Here is an 18,587-nt window from a genome sequence, read left to right as displayed (position 1 = left end):
GGTCAACGCCCGCCTGCAAAAGGCCGACGCCCGGCGCTGGCAGAATCGTTCTGGGAGTTCCCTGCGGTTTTGCCCGGGGATAGATGACTGCGTCATGGGGCATGAAGCCCGAGGCGCTAAGGGCGAGGCACGACCTCGCAGGCGTGGCGCGCCCCCATCAGCGGTCGCGAATGACGACCGTCGCCAGCTCCAGCATGCGTATGGCCAGCTCGACGTTCTCCCCCATGAGGTCAAAGACGGCGTCCTCGGAGAGCACGCCGCGAGGGAGGTCGTCGGGGAGAAGCCCCTCGTTGTCGGCGGCGACGTCCTGCATGTAGCCACCCTCGACATAGTAGTCCCTGAGCAGCAGATAGGACTTCTGACTGCGCTCAAATTCATCCAGCGCCGCAGCGAGGCCGGCGGCCGCGGCGGCATGCGAGTTGAGGATGGACTCCATCTTCGTGATGCGATCTATGCGCTCAGCCGTGTCCAAGGTGCCGTCCTTTCAAACGAAGGCGTCCTCCGGTGAGTGACGAGTCGTGCCCGTCAGGCGAATCATAACGCAGCATGCGGACGTGCGCGCCTGTCAAGCCGGGACGCGCGTGCCATGGACGCGGGTAGAGGGCCCCTCCCCTCTACCCCTGACGGGGCAGATACATGGTGAAGCACGACCCCACGCCCTCGCGAGACACCAGGCCGATGCTGCCCCCGTGCCTCTCGACGATCCACTTGGCGATGGAAAGCCCCAGGCCCGACCCGTGCTGGCGGGAGTCGCGCACGTTCTCCGCCCGGTAGAAGCGATCAAAGACATGCGTCGCCGACGCCTGGGTCATGCCGATGCCCTCGTCCCTCACCCGGAGCAAGACGCCGTCCCCATGGGCGACGTGACCCGCACCCGTCGCATCCGCACTTGGCGCACCTGCGCCGGGGGCGTCCGCGCCCGCGACGTCCACGTCCAGGGAGATGCACGAACCCGCAGGGGAGTACTTGCGAGCGTTCTGCACCAGAATCCGCAGGCACTGCTTGACCATCGCCACGTCCACGACGGCCTCAAAGGAGGCGTCAGCGCACGCGGCGTCACCAAACTCGCGGCTGTACTCATGCTCGGCGTCTATCATCCGCGATTCCTCCCACACCTCGCGGGCGAGCGAGGCGAGGTTGGCGCGCACGAGGTTGAGGTCGTTTCTGCCCGAGTCGCCCCGGGCCAGGAACAGCAGCTGCTCCACCAGCTCCTGCATGTGGGCGCTCTCCTGCTTAAGGGCATGGATGGACTCGTCCAGCACCTCCGGGTCGGACTTTCCCCACCGATCGAGCATGTTCACGTATCCCTGAACCACAGCTATGGGCGTGCGCAGCTCGTGGCTCGCGTCATTGACAAAGCGCATCTGCTGGAGCTTGGCCTCGTGCATCCTGCGCAACAGACCGTTAAGCGCCACCTCGATGCTCGCGAGGTCCTGGTCGCCCGTGGACACGCGAGGCTCGTCCACACTCGCCCGGTCTATGGCCTGCTCAAGCGTCTGGATCTGGCTGCCTCCCAGACTGCCCGCCCGCCCCAGCTCCTCTGCTCGCAGGGCCAGGTCGTTGAGGGGGGCGAGCGCCCGCCGCACGCGGCGCTGCTCGTCAAAGAATCCCAGCAGGCCCAGCGCCTCCACCGTGCCGACCACCACGGCGAGCGGCCAGAGGTCAAGCAGGTCGGCGCCAAGCGGAAACGAGCGCGCCGCAGACGGCGGCACGGTGACGACATAGCGCAGATCGGCGAGGTTGGCGCGGTTTGGCATGCTCGCCGTCACGCTGACGCCATCCGCCGGCGCCAGTAAGAGCGGGCCCCAAAAGCTCCCCGACGGGAGCTGGTCATTGTAGCCATGAATCAGGATAGCGGTGGCGCAGGCGAGCAGCAGCAAGTCAAAAAGGAGGTAGCCAACCAGCCGCCGCCACCAGTATCCCCAGCTTATGGCCCAGGCCGTGGACGAGAAGCGCCCGGTCGCGCGACCGGGCCGACCAAAGCGGGCCGGTGCGGCGGCCGTACAAGTACGCGCGCCCTCGCCCTCGCCGCGCATCCCGTCAGACCTCACGAATGACATAGCCAACCCCCCGAACCGTGGAAATGAGGTTCGAGTCACAGCCGACGGCGGCGAGCTTGGCGCGCAGGTGGGCAATGTGCACGTCCACGTTGTTGGTCTCGCCGACGAACTCGTAGCCTAGCGCCTCCGTCGCAAGGCGTTCGCGGCTCACCACGACGCCCACGCGCTCCAGGAGCACTCTGAGCACCTCAAACTCCCGGTTGGTCAGCTCGACGAGATGCCCCAGGGCGCGGACCTCCCGCCGCTCCACGTCAAGCGACAGTCGTGCGGGAGCGGGGGTAAAGACGGGCCCGTCCCCCTGCGCCGCCCCCGCCGAGACGCCTGCGCCCACCGCAGGCGAAGCGGGGTGCGCGGGGGTCTCGTGCCGCCTGAGCGCCAGGCGGATGCGAGCGAGCAGTTCCTCGATGGCGAAGGGCTTCGTGACGTAATCATCGGCCCCGGCGTCGAGGCCGGCGACCTTGTCCATCACGGCGTCGCGGGCCGTCAAGAGGATGATGGGCGTCTCCTTGGCCTTGCGCAGACGCCTGAGCACCTCCATGCCGTTAAGCCCCGGCAGAAGGACGTCAAGCAGGATGAGGTCGTAGTCGCCGGCCAGGGCGAGGTCCAGGCCCGCCCTGCCGTCCGTCGCCTTGTCCACGTCATAGCCCTCGTGCGTCAGCTCAAGCTCGACGAAGCGTGCGATTCTCTCCTCGTCCTCGACGACCAGAATCCTGGTCATGAGAGCTGCGCCAGCCCATTAGTCATGATTGCCCGTCACATCCCTCTTGATGGTCGTGACGGCGTCCGCAGCCTTGCCCATGGCGTCATTCACGTCCACGGTGACGCGCTCGACGCCCTCCAGGCGGTACCGCACGTCAAAGAACAGCCCCAGGATGAGGAGCCAGATGGTGGCTCCCCATAGGAAGATGCCAATGATGGGAACGAGCACGGGCACGTTGATGATGTCCTCCTTATGGCGCGTCGCGATGAACTTGGTGCGCAGTCCTTTGCGCAGCAGGCGCTTGATGACCTTCCATGCGCCACCGACGTGCCCGGAGAAGTCAGACTTGCTGCTTGATGCCCGATAGGCGCTCTGCGCGGCGATCATCTCGGCAGAGACGGGCGTCTCGGCCTCGTTGTCGGCGGTGGCGTAGCTCGCCGAGCGCGGCGCCGTCTTGCCCGCACGCTCAAGCCAGATGATGGCGTCGAGCACATCGCCGCCCGTCATCTCGAGGGCGTTCTTGGCGTCTCCATAGCTGACGTCGCACTTTTCGCGCACGAGCTCAACCTTGTCAATCAGTTCCATGGCCACGAGCCTCCCTGAACCAAGAAGGACGCCTGTCGTCCTTGCTGATGCCATGGTCCGACATAAAGATTAAGCGATTCTTGGGAGAGAGTTAAGAACGCATGAGTTTTTTTGCTGACGAGGCAACGGCAGCGCCTGCCGTCACACCTCTTCCAGCCGCTCGTTGATGGCACGCACGATTGCCTCGGCGTCATCGGCATCGCGCAGCAGGGACTTGAAATCGTCGTCCATGAGAAGGACGGCCGTCTTGGAGAGCAGCTTGATATGCGTGGTACCCGCCTCGCCGTCAGGCACCAGCAGGGCGACGCAGATGTCAACGGGCTGCTCGTCAAAGGACGGCCAGTCAAGTTTTGACCCGTTCTTGTAGACGATAATCGTCGCCGCCGTAATCGCCGACGATTTGGCATGGGGGATGGCGAACCCCTCCATCATGCCCGTGGGACCCATGTCCTCCCGCTGGAGGAAGGACCGATAGACCGCGTCAGAATTACTGGTCACCCCAAGTTCGCAGGCCTTGTCGGCCAGGTCGCGCAGCACTTCGTCCCTGCTGGCGGCGTGCCGTCCCAGCATGACGTTCTCAACACCGATGAACCCTGCCATGCACGTACCTCCTACATCGCCCTCCTGGCATACGGCCCCTCTACGCATGAGGCCTTTCGCATGTTCAATCGCCCCGAAGCGCTCGCCTACCCAACTCCAGCGCCCCCAGAATGCCCTGATCCCCTGCGCAACCCGACGGGACGATATACGTGTCGAGGTCCTCGATCTCGGGCGTTCTGACGTATCCGGCCAGAATACTTGACATGCCTGCACGTATCAGGGGGAACAGCTGAAGTTGGCTCATGACGCCGCCCCCGAGAACTATCCGTCGCGGGGCATAGCAGAGGACGTAAGTCGCAAGACCTTGCGCCAGATATGCCGCCTCAAGTTCCCAGACGTCATCCCTACCTTCCAAATCGGCGGCAGGCCTGCCCCACCTGCTCTCAATGGAGGGACCCGAAGCAAGCCCCTCAAGACAGCTCGGATGGTAAGGGCAGACGCTTGGCAAGCCGTCGCCTTCCACACGCGTTACGGGAATGTGTCCTGCCTCTGCGTGAAGCATCCCATGCAGCAGCTTGCCGTCCACGAGCACGCCAGCGCCGATACCAGTGCCGACCGTCACATACACCAGGCAGTCCAGACCCTTGCCGGCACCATACGTCGCCTCGCCCAAGCAGGCGGCGTTGACGTCAGTGTCATACCCTACCGGAACGTTCAGGTCGCCAGCCAACGCCCCCCGAAAGTCAACGTGCCGCCAGGCGACTTTGGGCGTCTCCAGCACATAGCCGAAGGACGCGTCGGAAGGATTCACGCACGTCGGACCAAACGCACCGACGCCCAGGGCATCTATGGAGCGCCCGGAAAACCACTCGACCATCCGAGCAATCGACGAGGCAGGGTCGGTCGTCGGAAACGCAGTCCGCTCAAGAATGTCGCCGTCCTCGGTACCCACGGCAAGCCCCATCTTGGTGCCGCCCGCCTCGATGGCCCCTATCCTTGACACGCCGACCACTCCCCTCAACGGACGCGATTCAAACGAGACGATTACGCAAGCCCCTGACGCCACGGGGAGATACCCGCCTCGCGGAACAATGCCGCCTTGCCCACGCTGTCAAATAGGCGCATCTTCTGCGCGAGCACCCGCTTACCCGCCTCGATGCACGCCGGGAAGAGGTTGTTGGGGTCCCATCCCGAATCAGGACGCTGAAGAATCTCACGGGCTGCGACAAAAAATGCGCTCTTGTAGTCCGACGAGATGTTCACCTTCTGAATGCCGATGCGCACCGCTTCGGCAATCTCCTCGTCCGGGTTGCCTGAGCCGCCATGCAGCACCAGCGGGACGTCAACGACCTCCTTGATCTTTTTGAGAACGTCCATGCGAAGCTTGGGGGTGACGCCCTTGGGATACAGGCCGTGACAGGTCCCGATGGCGACGGCAAGCGAGTCAACGCCCGTGCGCTCCACAAAGGCCTTCGCGTCATCGGGGTCGGTGTATGTGACCTCCGTCATGCCGCCCTCAATCGTGGTGCCGGTAGTTCCAATAGTGCCCAGCTCGCCCTCGACGGACACGTCAAGCATGTGGCAATACCGCACGACCTCGGACGTCTTGACGACATTCTCCTCAAACGGGAGAAGCGAGCCGTCAATCATGACCGAGCTGAACCCGTCGTGGACGGCGCGCATGACGGATTCGATGGAGTCGCCATGATCCATGTGCAGGACGAAGGGAACATGGCTGCTCGAGATGCGGGCGACCATGTACCGTGCAAACTCGTCCTTGCAATAGTCAAGCTCCGTCGGATGAACTGCGATGATGGCAGGTGAGTCATTCTCTTCGGCGGCCTCGACGACCGTGCGGAACAGGTTTGACTCGGAGACGTTGTAGGCCCCGACGGCAAAGCCCTTGCTCTTTGCGACCCCCAGCAGAGTGCTCATGTTCACAAGCATCGTTATCACCTTTCAGTGGACGTGGTCTCCCTCGACGGCAGGCAAGACGCGCCTACCATGCCCTACCCTTGGAGCCCGCGAGCTCGATATAGCTCTGGACGACCTTGGAGGCCTCGAGATAGGCCCTGTGCAGAAGCTCCGGATACTCTATGTCGGGATCAGTCTGCAGGGCCTTCGCGACGAAGTCGCGCTGCGCGATCATGTAGTCGGTGCCAACGTTAATCTTGTTGATGCCGCACGCGATGGCCCGGCGGATGTTCTCCGCACCCGAACCCGAACCGCCGTGCAGCACCAGAGGCACGTCAGTCGCGCTCCTGATTGCCTCGACGATCTCAAAGTGAAACGTCGGCACATATCCCTGGGGATAGTCACCGTGAGTGGAACCAAAGGACACCGCCAGGGCATCGACGCCTGTCTTCTGGATGAACTCTATGGCCACGTCGGGGTTGGTGTACATGGCCGCCTCGGTAAATCCGGCACCCGTGCCCACGAGTCCCATGCTGCCGACCTCCGCCTCGACGCTTGCACCGAACTCCTGGGCAAACTCGACGATTGACCTCGTGATTCTCACGTTTTCCTCAAACGCGTGCCCCGACGCGTCAATCATGACGCTGGAGAACCCCTCGTGCAGGCAGCGCTTCAGGTGCGCGACGTCGCTGCCGTGGTCAAGGTTGATGGCGACGGGAACGGGAGCCTCCTGAGCCATGCGAATGATCGGGCGTGTGAGAACGTCGCAGTCAAAATAGGCTTTCACATGGTCCTGGAGCAAGTCTATGATGATGGGCGAGCGCATCTCGGTGGCGGCATGGATGACGCCGGCCGCAGACTCAAGGTCGAAGGCGTTGATCGCCATGACGGCATAGCCTTCCTGACGTGCCTTCTGGAGCATTCCGCGCATTGACTCATACATGCTTCCGCACCCTTCGTGATCGTTGTGAGGCAGTCAACGTGATATCGGGCCAGGCCCTTCGTGCGGCGTGCGCCGCCACCTGCGGCGCACGCCCGACGCACTAGGAGAAGCTCAATCCGGAGAGGTCAACCTCCTCTTCCTCCTTCTCGGTCCCGAGATCGTCAATCTCCTCGGGCTTGAGAGGCTTCTTGATCAGAAGCAGGATGACTGCGGTGACGAGCGAGCCCGCGAAGAGCGCCACGAGTGCCCAGCCGGGATTGGTCATGGCCGGCACGACGAACATGCCACCGGAAGGCACCATGGACTCGACGCCCATGGAGAAGGCGATGGCACCACACGTCGCGTCACCCAGCGCGGTGGCGATGACGGTGCGAACGAGGTCGTTCATCGCGATGGGGATGACGCCCTCGGTAATCATGCAGACGCCCATAGGGAACGCAACCTTAACGTTCTCGACCTCGGAAGCCTTGAAGATGGGCTTCTTGAGGAGGCGCGACAGCACCAGGGCGAGCGTGACGCCAAAGGGAGGAACCATGGAGCCCAGGACCTTCACGGCCTCGGGTCCATAGATGCCGTCTGCCATCATGCCGTCACAGATGAGGTTGGGAACCTTGGAGATTGCTCCACCATAGTCAAGGTGCTGGATGAAACCGAGGATGAAGCCGTACATGACCTTCTGGCTCTGGTCGAGCCCCGTGATGAAGGCAGTCAGGGCGCCGGTGAGCGCGGCGATGGGGCCGCCCAGGACGAAGACCATGATGACGCCGGCGACGATCGCCGTGATCGTGGGGATGATCATCATCGGCATGAGCGCTTCCGCCCACGAGGGCACCTTGAGGTACGTCTCAAGCACGAGGGCGACATAGCCCGCAATGAGGCCGCCGATCATGCCCCCGAGAAAGCCCGCCCCCAAAAACGAGGCGACCTGCCCCATGAGAAAGCCGGGGGCAAGGCCGGGACGGTCGGCGATCGCATAGGCGATGTAGCCCGCGATGAAGGAGGGAAGCAGGCCCATGCCAAAGACGCCGATCGTGGTGAGGGCGTCAGGAATGGTCATCCCGGTGAGCTCCGTGACGTTTTGCCCACCGGTCAGATTGCCAATCGCTATGAGAAGTCCGGATGCGACGACGAGTGGGAGAAGGTAGCTAATTGCGGTAAGGACGGGTGCCTTGATGCCAACCCTTTTCATCTTTGATGCCATAACGCGACTCCTTTGAACAAACAGTCTTATGCAAGCGCCCGGGCACGCTAGGTGACCTAGGCGTCCCTCTCGAGTTCCTCATGTAACTTGCGAATGATCTGCTTGGGGGCCTTGATCGCGAGGCCGGTGGGTATCTTCATGACCTTCTTGCCCTTAAAGCGGTCGGTCCCCTCCACATGGACGTCAACGCACAAGAGCACGCAATCCGCTGCGGCGATCTGCTCGGGGGTGAGCTCGTCTTCCACGCCGATGGTGCCTTGGGTCTCCAGGTGAATTTCGTCGCCCGCAGCTTGGGCGGCATCCACTATCGCCTTCTTCGCCATGTAGGTATGAGCGATGCCGCTACAACACGCGCAAATGCCCACTATCCTCATACGCACTCCCCTTCCCCCTCGTTGACGGTCACGCGACGTTCCACATCTCCTCATGTGGTGGAACGTTTTTCCATGATACATATTTATTTGAAACACAATTCCTTTTAGCGTAATGCCCCTGCAATCGGTAGAGATACTGCGGCGAGTGGCATAGTTCTTTGCATGACCTGCCGGTAAATACCTATTTATTGAAACAAGTGAAAACTCATTTCATTACTGTATGGCCTGGTATAAAGAGAGTGGAATTCCGCTCAAGACGGAATAATTCACGTCGTACAAAAAATGGCGTCAGGGTGTTTCAGCGCTAGCAAAGCGTCGGCGTTGACTCCTTGTCCCGGCCCAGGCTCTTCTGCTCGAGGCGCGCCAGGCCACGCGCGCTCTTCCAAGTCGTGAGCAGGAAGATGAAGATCGTCTCCACCAGAAAGTCCTCTGCCATATGCGTCGAGAACTGTCCACCCGTCAAAATCTGATCGCGTGTCACCGAGGTCAGCTGCACATTTGAACGCTGCGCAAGCTCGGATCCAGGATTTGAGGTGAGGAAGACGATTGGCGTCCCGCTGTCCTCCGCGTTGTCAACTATCGTCTCAAGCCGCCGCGAATATCCTGAGGCAGAAACGACAAACAGAAGGTCGCTTCTCCTTAGCGACAGGGAGGACAGAATCATCTCCTCCGTCGTGGCGGGGCAATGCGCCCGAATGCCAATCTGCCCCAGCTTGAATGAGAAGTTGGAGCAGACGGGAATCGAGTTTCCCACCGCAGCGAACAGAATGGTGTCTGACTCCATGATTAGGTTGACGACCTGGCAAATCTGCGCTTCTTTTAGACGAGCCGCCGTCCCAGCAAGCTCCTGGATACGATTTTCAAGGACATAGGACACGGACGCCTCGATGTTGTCCATCGACACCTCAGAAACGTTCTCCCCCGTCTCGGCAGCGGTCCCCGTCTGTTCGCTTGCGATTGCCAGCCGTAAGTCCGAAAAGCTCTCAAACCCGATGTGTCGCACGAAACGCGAGACGCTAGCACTTGACGTTCCGCTTCCCTGGGCGATTTCTCGAACGGAAAGGCGAGTCACGTCAGCCGTATGTTGCACGATGAAATCCGCAACTTTTCGCTCAGTCTCGGAAAGGGACTCATAATGCGCGAGAACCTTATCGATGGCGCTCCTCCACTCAACCATGACCCTTCCCATCCACTGAACGCCGCAGGCATGCTATCGACATCAGGTCGTCTCACGTATTGGATATTTATTTCATAGTACACCGTTTATTGAAACTCTTGGCATGAGCGAGAAGGCACGTCCACTAGTGTCCATATTCTCCCTTCCAGTGGCACAGAGGCGGCAGATACCACGCCAAAGTCGAGAACTGCCCATCCTGCCCCGATACAAGAAGGGCGCGACCTCATATGGTCGCGCCCTCGAAGGCGCACATCCCCACGGAATCACACAACAGCGCCTCATCCCTGCGCCGACCAGGCGAGTGCCAGCGACGTCAGCATCACGACAATCAGCAGCGCGATCAGGAGCGCCCCGGCGGGACGCGCCAGGTTGACGGTCCATCCCACCCCAAAGCGCTTGGGAACGAAGACGCTCGGATCGTCGGGGTTCCAGTACAGAATGCCACCCTTCCAGCGCGCGTCCTCGGCGTCGGAGGGCATGTCGGGAGCAGTCGTCATGCCGAGCTCTGCACCCATGCGCCGAGCCAGGCGAGAGCCGCCCTGTCCGTAGTAGATCGCGATGACCACCTGCGCCACGACGATCGCCACCGCAAGCACCACCGTGAGCGCGCCCGCGTCACCGAGGCTAATGACACCCAAAAGCGCAAGGTAGAAGCCCATGCCCTCAAACAGGGTGAGCGCCAGGCCACAGACGAGCAGCGTGACCGACTCCGCCCGGGCGAAGGCCCCGTAGGCATAGGCCGAGACGGACGGAGCCGCAGGGTCCACGGGCCGTCGTGACCGCACGATGACCATGGACGAGCAGGCCATGACCGCAGCGGTGACAGCGGCCAGCATCACCGGAAAGAAGACGGCGTGAGGGGACTTTGGCTCCCAGCTGTCCACGATGCCGTCAAGCCCCGCATGCATGGGAAGCATGTCCGGAAAGCGCCCGTAATTGATGGCGCCAAACGCAGCCAGGCCGAGGATGGCCGGGAGGTAGAGGAGGTTGGTCCATGACGGCAGAGGCTGGGGCGCATCTTCGACGACCGAGGCCATGCGAACATCCTGACGTGCCGACCAGCCTCGGTCCAGCTTGAGAGCGCGAACGCGGCGACGCAGGACGAGCATGAGCGCCACGGACGCCAAGATTGGCACGAAGGACCCCGCCAGAATGACGGCAGGCAACGACGACGCGCCCGCCACCAGCAGGGACACCGCGCCGCCCACGACGCAGGCCAGCGTCACGACGAGCATCACGGCGGCATAGCCGCGGCGGTAGCGCACGACGGAAGGGGCGTGCACGGCGGAGCGCGGGATGGTGATGGTGAAGCACTCCGTAGGCGGGACGACCCAGGGCACGACGGCCAAGGCTGCGCCGATAAGCACGACAGGCACGCAGGCAAGAGCTACGAAAAGGGTCATGACGTCTTTCCTCCCCTGGTAAAGGCAGCCTGCGCCGCCTCGGTCACAAGACGAACGAACGCCTCCTGGTCACCTCCGCTGGCTCGCCACTCAGTGGCAAGACGCCCGACGAGGGCGCTTGCCTTGCGTGCCTGCGCGGAGGTTAGCTCGGCGATGGGGCCAGGGCTCGGCACGTCCGCAACCAGCGCCCCTTGACGGCCGCGCATGACCACGAAGCCCTCGTCGCGCAGGACCGCATAGGCACGATTGACGGTGTGCAGGTTGACGCCCAGATCGCTGGCAAGCGTGCGGACACTCGGCAGGCGGTCCTGGGGCTGAAGCTCTCCCGACGCGATGCCGGCGACTATCTGGTCTCGTATCTGCAGGTAGACCGGTCGTTCCTTGAACTTGTCAATGCCCAGGAACATATGCCCTCCCCTCTCGCGCCCGCCATCGGGCCAAATCCGGCGACGCTTGTTTTTGTTATATGTGTACTATAACACTTACAACAGATGGGGCAAGAGAGGTATTTTCCGGCAGGGCACACGGCGACGCCGGCGGCCAGGAGGCCGTGAGAAAGCACGACGGCGCAGGGCGAGCATGAGCGCGCGGCACGGCTCGAGCCCCAACAGGCGGGACACACGGCGCAACAAGCAAGACTGACATGCGGCCTAGGGAAGCACCCAGCGCACGTCACCCTCACCCACCAGGTCAAGCGTGACGTCCGCCTCGCCATGAGCGTCAAGGATGCGACGAACGTTGGGGCCGTCGACGCGGCGATAGTGGGCGAGCGCCTCGGCGGGCGCGAGGCCCCCTTTGACCTTGCGACGCACCAGGCGGTCGCGCAGCTGTTCCTCCGAGGCGCGCAAAAACACGGCATCGTCACACAAAAGTCGCAGGTCGCACCAGCCAGGCTCGTCCAGAAGCAGCCAGTTGCCCTCGACGAGGACCACGTCGCCCACGATGGGCACGGCATCTGCGACCACGTCATGGATGCGCCGATCATAGCGAGGCCACGGCTCGCGCGACCCCGCACGAAGACGACGCAGGGCGCCCGTCAGACCCGCAAGGTCAAAGGACTCGGGCGCCCCCTTGATGGCGGCAAGGCACACGGGCCCCATGCCCTGCGGCATCGTCACCGCATGCGACGAGAGGTATGCCTGCGCATGATGGAAACCGTCCATGCCCAGGCACTGCAGGCCCTCGCAACATCCCACATCGCCAGCCAGCCTCACGAGGAATTGACCCAGCGTGCTCTTGCCCGCGCCCGGCGGGGCGCATAGGAATACCACCAGGGGACGCTCCCCTTTGGCGTCCTCGCATGGCCTAGCCGCACGACGCAGGTTTTCCCAGCGCCGCAGCAGGCGCATGAGCACCGTATTCACGCAGCCCGCCGAAAATGACGCCGGATAGGAAAAGCCGTTCACCTCGAGCTCGTAGGAGAGGGCGACGGCGCCCACGCTAGGCCCTTTTTCCCGGAAGCTCATGGGGCCGCGCGACGGGCGCCGCCGCCCGCGCGCCCAGGGCGCTGGTCAGCGCCAGCTTCACGATGTAGAGGGCGGCCAAGGGCACGAGGACGGGAATGACGAGGGTGGTCACGGCCATGACGGCCAGGCTCTCCACAAAGGCGCTGAGCTTGTCCTGCGCCCAGGTGGTAACGTTGCCAACCGCGCTGGCGGCGTCTCCCACCGCCGAGACGGCACCGTTGACGGCGCCGGAAAGCTGCCCCATCAGGTCTTGCGGGACGTTCTCGCCCGAACCGGTCGAGTTCTCCGCGGCGGGAGCCTCAACCGTCGTCTGGTCGACGGACTCTATGGCGGCGTTGATCGACTCGTCATAGGTTTCCTGGATCTTGTCGGTTAGCATGACCGTGGCCGGGATGGAGCCCCAGACGACGACGCCGATGAGGACCAGGTGCACCGAGAAGGCAAAGAGGATGCCCTTCCATTGGTTGTACCTGGGAAGCAGGGCGGACAGCGCCCCCATCGCGCAGCAGATCGGGATGATGATCCCAAAGACCACAAAGCCCAGCGTCGTCAGGAGGTACTTTTCCAGAAGGATGGCGCCCAGGATGATGGTGAAGTCCTTGCTGAACCCCGCCAGCTGGTCCGAGATGGCGCTCCCTGCGTCACCGGGGGCGAGCGAGATGGTCGTCGACGCAATGGCAGACGAGACGGACAGGCCCATGACCGTGCCCTTCTTCTGGTCGAGCACCTCGATCTGGTGGGCATAGGTCTGGGGCGTCGAGAACGTCCTGGCAAGCACCGTGACGGAAAGGACCGCAAGCAGGAGCAGGACGACGACGCTCGCCAGCTGGGCTTGCGAGAACCTCGGGCGCCTGTCCGGCTCGACCCTCTCATGACGCGCAATCTGGTCGGCTCTCTCGATCGTGTCCATGGCTGCCTCCGCCTCTCCTGACGCACGATGCACCCCACCCGCTAACTCAAGCTTCAAAGACCTGGCCCTGCCCCGCCAACGTGGCACTCACGCCCATGGGGCACGTCCGCGCTTCCCTTTGACCCCTACAGCCACCCGCGGCGCTTGAAGTACCCATAGCAGCCCAGCACGATGACGACCGACGTCAGGACCACCAGGGGATACCCCCACTCCCAGTCGAGCTCGGGCATGTTACGAAAGTTCATGCCGTACCAGCCCACGATGAGCGTGAGCGGGGCAAAGATGGCCGTGACCACCGTGAGCACGGTGACGATGTGGTTCTGCTGCACGTCCAGGTGCATCTTGTAGAGGTCGCGCATCTGGAGGGCCTGGTCGCGCAGGGTGGCCGCCTGGTCGTGCATCTTGTCCAGCCGGCCGTACGCGACACGAAAGTAGCGCAGGTCCTTCTCGGGAAAGAAGCCGTTCTCGTTGGCCATGAGCACGCCCATGAGGTCCATGAGGTGGTCATAGTGGTCGCTCAGGTCTCGCAGCTCGCCGCGCATCTCGTTGATGCGTCGCGACGCGTGGGGCGCGGTGCCGTCCATGATGGCGATCTCCATGTGGTCGAGCTCGCGCTCGTACTCACGCAGCAGCTCGGCGTCTCCGCGCACGATCCTAGTGACGAAGGCCGAGAAGAAGCGTGCCAGGCTGGGGTCGCGCCACCGCCGGATGCCTGACATGTCCCTCACCAGCCGCTCGGCGGTAAGGGCCGTGTCAATGAAGACGATGCCCTTCTCATCCATGGCGAAGGCAAAGCAGGCCTCCGGGCCGTCGGGGTCGGCGCGGTCCGGGATGAAGATGGTGCCCGTGATCGAGTCGTAGTTTGCCTCAGCCTGCGTGTCAAACACGGCCGTGACGTCCGGCTCGAAGTCTATGCCCATGTCAAAGTCATGCTCGCGACGACGCCACTCCTCAGGCGTGAGGATCGCCACGAACTGACGCCCGTCCGAGAGAAGCTCGGACTCGTCGCACTCCACGAGCGTCTCGTCGATGAGGTAGAACATGGCGACTCCCTAGGCTGCGCGCATGTCAGACGCACACAATCCTACCCTAGCTCCGTCACACGTGCAGACGAAACGGCGCCCGCCTTGCGGCGTACCGCTGAGCGCCCCGCATCCTCATCTCACGGCCGGACCAGGGCCAATACATCACGTCTTAGGTAAGCTATATGTAATGCCCGCATAAGCAGCTGTGCATGCGATCAGACGCGTGGCAGCACCAAGCAGAAGATGCCGGGCAGAACGTAAGAACGTGGAAAGAGGGGAACGCATGAAGAGCATCTCTCGTAGGAACTTCCTTGCGGCAACGGCAGGCGTGACGTCGGTGGCGGGACTCGCTGCCTGCAGCGGGTCGGGATCGGGCTCCGCCTCCTCCAGCGCCGGCGGCAGCGACGACAGCCTGGACAGGATCGCCTCGCAGGACGTCATCGACGCCGGCAAGAAGGACGGCACGCTCGTGGTCTACGGCTCCGCCGAGGAGGCGCACGTGGCCGCCTGCTGCGAGAACTTCCAGAAGCTCTTTGGCATCGAGACCCAGTACCAGCGCCTCTCCACCGGTGAGGTCGAGTCCAAGATCGAGGAGGAGAACGGCAACCCGTCCGGCGACGTCTGGTTTGGCGGCACCACCGACCCCTACAACGTCGCCGTCACCAAGGGCCTGCTCGAGCCGTATAAGGCCGCCAACGCCTCTCACCTGATCAGCGACGCCTACAAGGACGCCGACGGCTGCTGGTATGGCATCTACAAGGGCATCCTCGGCTTCTTCTACAACAAGGATGAGCTTGAGCGCAAGGGCATCGACGCCCCCAAGGACTGGCCCGATCTCGTGGACGAGAAGTACAAGGGCCTCATCTGGCTGTCCAACTACAACACCGCCGGCACCGCCAAGCTCGTCCTCAACACCGTCATCCAGAAGTACGGCCATGACAAGGGCATCGAGTACCTGGTCAACCTTGACAAGAACATCCAGGTCTACACCAAGTCCGGATCCGGCCCGTCCAAGAACGTCGGCACCGGCGAGTGCGCCATCGGCATCGGCTTCCTGCATGACGCGATCTACCAGATCGTCGACAACGGCTATGAGAACATCGGCCTGGTCATCCCCTCCTCCGGCGCCTCCTTCGAAATCGGCGCCACGGCCATCTTCAAGGGCGCAAAGCACCCCAACGCCGCCAAGCTGTGGATCGAGTACGCCCTCTCGCCCAATTGCGTCGAGCGCGCGCAGGAGGTTGGCGCCTACCAGTTCCTCGTGCTCGACGACGCCAAGCAGCCTGAGGTGGCCTCCAAGTACGGCCTCGACCCCAACAACGTCATGGACTACAACTTCGAGGACGCCAAGGAGCACACCGAGGCCTACGTCAGCGACATCATGACGGCCCTCTCGCAGTCCGGCTCCAACACGAGCGACCCGAGCCGCTTCCAGACCGAGTAGCCCGCAGTCTGGTCCCCAGGGACAGGTCCGTTTGCTTGCCAGGTGGATGGCATGCCCATCCACCTGGCTTGCGTTGGGGGCGACCAGACTGCTCGCACGAAGGACTCATGACCGCAGGACGCCTGTGCCAGGGCACCCACGTACCATCCGAGGAGGGAAACGATGGCAAGGAACCAAGGCGCCGAGCTCGATAGGAAGAAGCTGATGGCCGACCCCATCATGGTCACGACCATCGCGGTTCTCATCGCGTTTCTGACGCTGTTCATCCTGTATCCGCTGGCCATCCTCATGGTGGACAGCGTCGTGGGCGACCACGGGCCCACGCTGGACATCTTCCGGCGCGTCCTGGCGATGCCCGCCTTTGACAAGGCCATCGCCAACACGCTGAGGGTGGGCTTTCTCGTAGGCATCCTGGCCTCGCTCATCGGCCTGCTCTTTGCCTACGTCGAGGAGTACGTCCAGCTCAAGACGAGGTTCATGGACGGCCTCTTCAAGGTGGTGTCCATGCTGCCGGTGGTGTCGCCGCCCTTCGTCCTGTCGCTCTCCGTCATCATGCTGTTTGGCAAGTCGGGCATCATCACCCGCTTTCTGCTGGGCATCTACGACAACAACGTCTACGGCTTCTGGGGCATCGCCCTCGTGCAGACGCTCACGTTCTTCCCCGTCTGCTACATGATGTTCAGGGGTCTGCTCAAGAACATCGACCCCTCCCTGGAGGAGGCCGCACGCGACATGGGCGCCTCACGCTGGAAGGTCTTCACGTCCGTGACCTTCCCCTTGATCCTGCCGGGCCTGGGTAACGCCTTCCTCGTGACGTTCATAGAGTCCATCGCCGACTTTGCCAACCCCATGCTCATCGGCGGCTCCTATGACACGCTTGCCACCTCCATCTACCTGCAGATCACCGGGGCCTACGACAAGCAGGGGGCTGCGGCGATGGCCGTGGTCCTGCTCTTTATCACCCTGGTGATGTTCGTCGTCCAGAAGTACGTGCTCGAGGCCAAGTCCACGGCGACGCTCACGGGCAAGGCGAGCCGCGCGCGCATGCTCATCACCGACGCCTCCGTGCGCATCCCGCTCACGATTCTGTGCGCCGCCCTGGCCATCTTCGTGGTCATGATGTACGTCTGCGTGCCCTTTGGCGCCCTCTTCAGGACCTGGGGCTACGACTTCACGCTCACCACCAAGTGGTTCAAGCAGGTCTTCACCATGCATCACGGGCTCGAGGCCTTCCGCGACTCCTTCGTCCTCTCGCTCGTCGCCAGCCCCATCACGGCGCTGCTCTCCATGATCATCTCCTACCTCGTGGTCAAGCGCAGCTTCCGGGCCAAGGGCTTTATCGAGGCCGTCTCGATGCTGGCCATGGCCGTCCCGGGCACCGTCCTGGGCGTCGGCTACATTCGCGGCTTCTCGGGTGGCATCTTCCACACGGGCGTGCTTCAGGGCCTCTACGGCACCGGCGCCATCCTCGTGATCGTCTTCATCGTGCGGTCGCTGCCCACCGGCACGCGCTCGGGCATCAGCGCCCTACGCCAGATTGACAAGTCCATCGAGGAGTCCGCCTATGACATGGGCGCCAACTCGCTGCAGGTGTTCATGACCGTGACGCTCCCGCTCATAAAGGACTCGTTCCTCTCGGGGCTCGTCACCGCCTTCGTGCGCTCCATCACGGCCATCTCGGCCATCATCCTGCTCGTGACCCCGCAGTTCCTGCTCATCACGGTGCAGATCAACGAGTTCGCTGAGAAGGGGGCCTATGGCGTGGCCTGCGCGTTCGCGACGATCCTCATCATTATCACCTATGGCGCGGTCCTGCTCATGAACCTCGCCATCAAGCGCTTTGGCACGAGCGCCAAGCTAACGACAGAAGTGGAGGGCTAGACGATGTCCAAGGAGAAGAAGGGCGTTCGCCTGGAGCACATATCAAAGATCTACCAGGACCCCAAGACGGGCAAGGACTTCTATGCCGTCCACGACGCCAACATCAGCATCGAGCCGGGCGAGTTCGTCACGCTGCTGGGCCCCTCGGGCTGCGGAAAGACCACGATCCTGCGGATGATCGCCGGGTTCGAGAGCCCCGACGAGGGGGAGGTCTACCTGGGCAACGAGGCCATCAACGAGCTCACCCCCAACAAGCGCGACACGGCGATGGTCTTCCAGAGCTACGCCCTGCTCCCCCACTACAACATCTTTGACAACGTGGCGTATGGCCTCAAGCTGCGCAAGATGGACAAGGCCACCATCCGCGAGAAGGTCATCAACATCCTGGGGCTCGTGGGCCTGGAGGGCATGGAGGACCGCATGACCAACCAGCTCTCCGGCGGTCAGCAGCAGCGCGTGGCGCTGGCGCGCGCGCTCGTGCTCGAGCCGGGCGTCCTGCTCTTTGACGAGCCGCTTTCCAACCTCGACGCCAAGCTTCGCGTGGACATGCGCACCGAGATTCGCCGCATCCAGCACAACGCCGGCATCACGGCCATCTACGTCACGCACGACCAGTCCGAGGCCATGGCCCTCTCGGACAAGATCATCGTCATGAGGAAGGGCCTCGTCGCGCAGATCGGCGACCCGCAGACCATCTACTACCACCCGGTTGACGAGTTCGTGGCCGACTTCATCGGCGAGTCCAACTTCCTCCGGGGCGACGTGGTCGAGCGCGATGGGGCGACCGGCCTCGTCGACGTCGCGGGATCGAGGATTCCCGTGGCGGACGCGGGTGGCAAGGCCGTCGGGGACGCCGCGACGCTCGTGCTGCGCCCCGAGTCCGTGCACGTGCAGGACAAGGGGGTCATGCGCTGCAAGGTGACGCTCTCGCGCTTCATGGGCCACTACCAGAACTACCACGTGC

General features: G+C 63.0%; 19 protein-coding genes. 3 read left to right on the top strand and 16 right to left on the bottom strand.

Going from position 1 to position 18,587, the window contains the following annotated elements:
- Positions 1 to 157: 157 nt before the first annotated feature.
- From HMPREF2826_RS05615 to HMPREF2826_RS05540, 16 genes are all read right to left on the bottom strand, one after another.
- On the bottom strand, positions 158 to 472 hold the full coding sequence (locus HMPREF2826_RS05615; protein ID WP_210388976.1) for a DUF4298 domain-containing protein: 315 nt from the start codon (positions 470 to 472) through the stop codon (positions 158 to 160).
- Between the two features lie 142 nt (positions 473 to 614).
- Positions 615 to 2,060: a sensor histidine kinase gene (locus HMPREF2826_RS05610; RefSeq protein WP_246824702.1), complete on the bottom strand. Its 1,446-nt coding sequence runs from the start codon at positions 2,058 to 2,060 to the stop codon at positions 615 to 617.
- Complete coding sequence (locus HMPREF2826_RS05605; RefSeq protein WP_070639955.1) at positions 2,041 to 2,778, bottom strand: response regulator transcription factor; 738 nt, start codon at positions 2,776 to 2,778, stop codon at positions 2,041 to 2,043. The genes HMPREF2826_RS05610 and HMPREF2826_RS05605 overlap by 20 nt, the downstream gene beginning before the upstream one ends.
- Before the next feature lie 18 nt (positions 2,779 to 2,796).
- The gene (locus tag HMPREF2826_RS05600) at positions 2,797 to 3,345 is read right to left on the bottom strand and encodes a UBA domain-containing protein (protein WP_070639952.1); all 549 of its coding nucleotides are present in this window, start codon (positions 3,343 to 3,345) and stop codon (positions 2,797 to 2,799) included.
- Positions 3,346 to 3,486: 141 nt separating this feature from the next.
- Complete coding sequence (locus tag HMPREF2826_RS05595) at positions 3,487 to 3,945, bottom strand: PTS sugar transporter subunit IIA (RefSeq protein WP_070639949.1); 459 nt, start codon at positions 3,943 to 3,945, stop codon at positions 3,487 to 3,489.
- 64 nt (positions 3,946 to 4,009) lie between these two features.
- Positions 4,010 to 4,888 (bottom strand): ROK family protein, encoded by an 879-nt coding sequence (locus HMPREF2826_RS05590; RefSeq protein WP_371440572.1) that lies wholly within the window; start codon positions 4,886 to 4,888, stop codon positions 4,010 to 4,012.
- Between the two features lie 41 nt (positions 4,889 to 4,929).
- Complete coding sequence (locus HMPREF2826_RS05585) at positions 4,930 to 5,832, bottom strand: ketose-bisphosphate aldolase (protein WP_070639947.1); 903 nt, start codon at positions 5,830 to 5,832, stop codon at positions 4,930 to 4,932.
- A 52-nt stretch (positions 5,833 to 5,884) separates the two neighbouring features.
- Positions 5,885 to 6,742 (bottom strand): class II fructose-bisphosphate aldolase, encoded by an 858-nt coding sequence (locus HMPREF2826_RS05580; RefSeq protein ID WP_070639943.1) that lies wholly within the window; start codon positions 6,740 to 6,742, stop codon positions 5,885 to 5,887.
- Positions 6,743 to 6,842: 100 nt separating this feature from the next.
- Entirely contained in the window at positions 6,843 to 7,943 is a 1,101-nt protein-coding gene (locus HMPREF2826_RS05575) for a PTS fructose transporter subunit IIC (RefSeq protein ID WP_235814994.1), read from the bottom strand.
- 56 nt (positions 7,944 to 7,999) lie between these two features.
- Positions 8,000 to 8,317, bottom strand: coding sequence for a PTS fructose transporter subunit IIB (locus HMPREF2826_RS05570; RefSeq protein WP_070639940.1), 318 nt, complete (start codon positions 8,315 to 8,317; stop codon positions 8,000 to 8,002).
- A 304-nt stretch (positions 8,318 to 8,621) separates the two neighbouring features.
- On the bottom strand, positions 8,622 to 9,494 hold the full coding sequence (locus HMPREF2826_RS05565; protein ID WP_070639937.1) for a MurR/RpiR family transcriptional regulator: 873 nt from the start codon (positions 9,492 to 9,494) through the stop codon (positions 8,622 to 8,624).
- Between the two features lie 278 nt (positions 9,495 to 9,772).
- Positions 9,773 to 10,897, bottom strand: a complete 1,125-nt coding sequence (locus tag HMPREF2826_RS05560) for a DUF1648 domain-containing protein (RefSeq protein WP_070639935.1) — start codon at positions 10,895 to 10,897, stop codon at positions 9,773 to 9,775.
- Positions 10,894 to 11,304: a GntR family transcriptional regulator gene (locus HMPREF2826_RS05555; protein WP_070639932.1), complete on the bottom strand. Its 411-nt coding sequence runs from the start codon at positions 11,302 to 11,304 to the stop codon at positions 10,894 to 10,896. Before HMPREF2826_RS05555 ends, HMPREF2826_RS05560 begins: the two co-directional genes overlap by 4 nt.
- A gap of 243 nt (positions 11,305 to 11,547) precedes the next feature.
- On the bottom strand, positions 11,548 to 12,336 hold the full coding sequence (locus HMPREF2826_RS05550) for a nucleoside/nucleotide kinase family protein (RefSeq protein ID WP_168163986.1): 789 nt from the start codon (positions 12,334 to 12,336) through the stop codon (positions 11,548 to 11,550).
- A gap of 1 nt (position 12,337) precedes the next feature.
- Complete coding sequence (locus tag HMPREF2826_RS05545; RefSeq protein ID WP_070639927.1) at positions 12,338 to 13,273, bottom strand: hypothetical protein; 936 nt, start codon at positions 13,271 to 13,273, stop codon at positions 12,338 to 12,340.
- 125 nt (positions 13,274 to 13,398) lie between these two features.
- Positions 13,399 to 14,316: a magnesium transporter CorA family protein gene (locus HMPREF2826_RS05540; RefSeq protein WP_058269864.1), complete on the bottom strand. Its 918-nt coding sequence runs from the start codon at positions 14,314 to 14,316 to the stop codon at positions 13,399 to 13,401.
- A gap of 265 nt (positions 14,317 to 14,581) precedes the next feature.
- On the opposite strand from HMPREF2826_RS05540, the gene HMPREF2826_RS05535 reads away from it, so the two are divergent.
- The 3 genes from HMPREF2826_RS05535 to HMPREF2826_RS05525 all read left to right on the top strand — a co-directional run.
- Positions 14,582 to 15,742, top strand: a complete 1,161-nt coding sequence (locus tag HMPREF2826_RS05535) for an extracellular solute-binding protein (protein WP_070639924.1) — start codon at positions 14,582 to 14,584, stop codon at positions 15,740 to 15,742.
- A 162-nt stretch (positions 15,743 to 15,904) separates the two neighbouring features.
- On the top strand, positions 15,905 to 17,623 hold the full coding sequence (locus HMPREF2826_RS05530; RefSeq protein ID WP_070639921.1) for an ABC transporter permease: 1,719 nt from the start codon (positions 15,905 to 15,907) through the stop codon (positions 17,621 to 17,623).
- A gap of 3 nt (positions 17,624 to 17,626) precedes the next feature.
- Positions 17,627 to 18,587 (top strand): ABC transporter ATP-binding protein (locus HMPREF2826_RS05525; protein ID WP_070639919.1); only part of this gene is annotated, 961 nt, incomplete at its 3' end.

Source organism: Olsenella sp. HMSC062G07 (genome assembly GCF_001811895.1).
In the GTDB taxonomy this organism is placed as follows: Bacteria; Actinomycetota; Coriobacteriia; order Coriobacteriales; family Atopobiaceae; genus Olsenella_F; species Olsenella_F massiliensis.
This window is presented reverse-complemented; position numbering and strand designations above follow the sequence as displayed.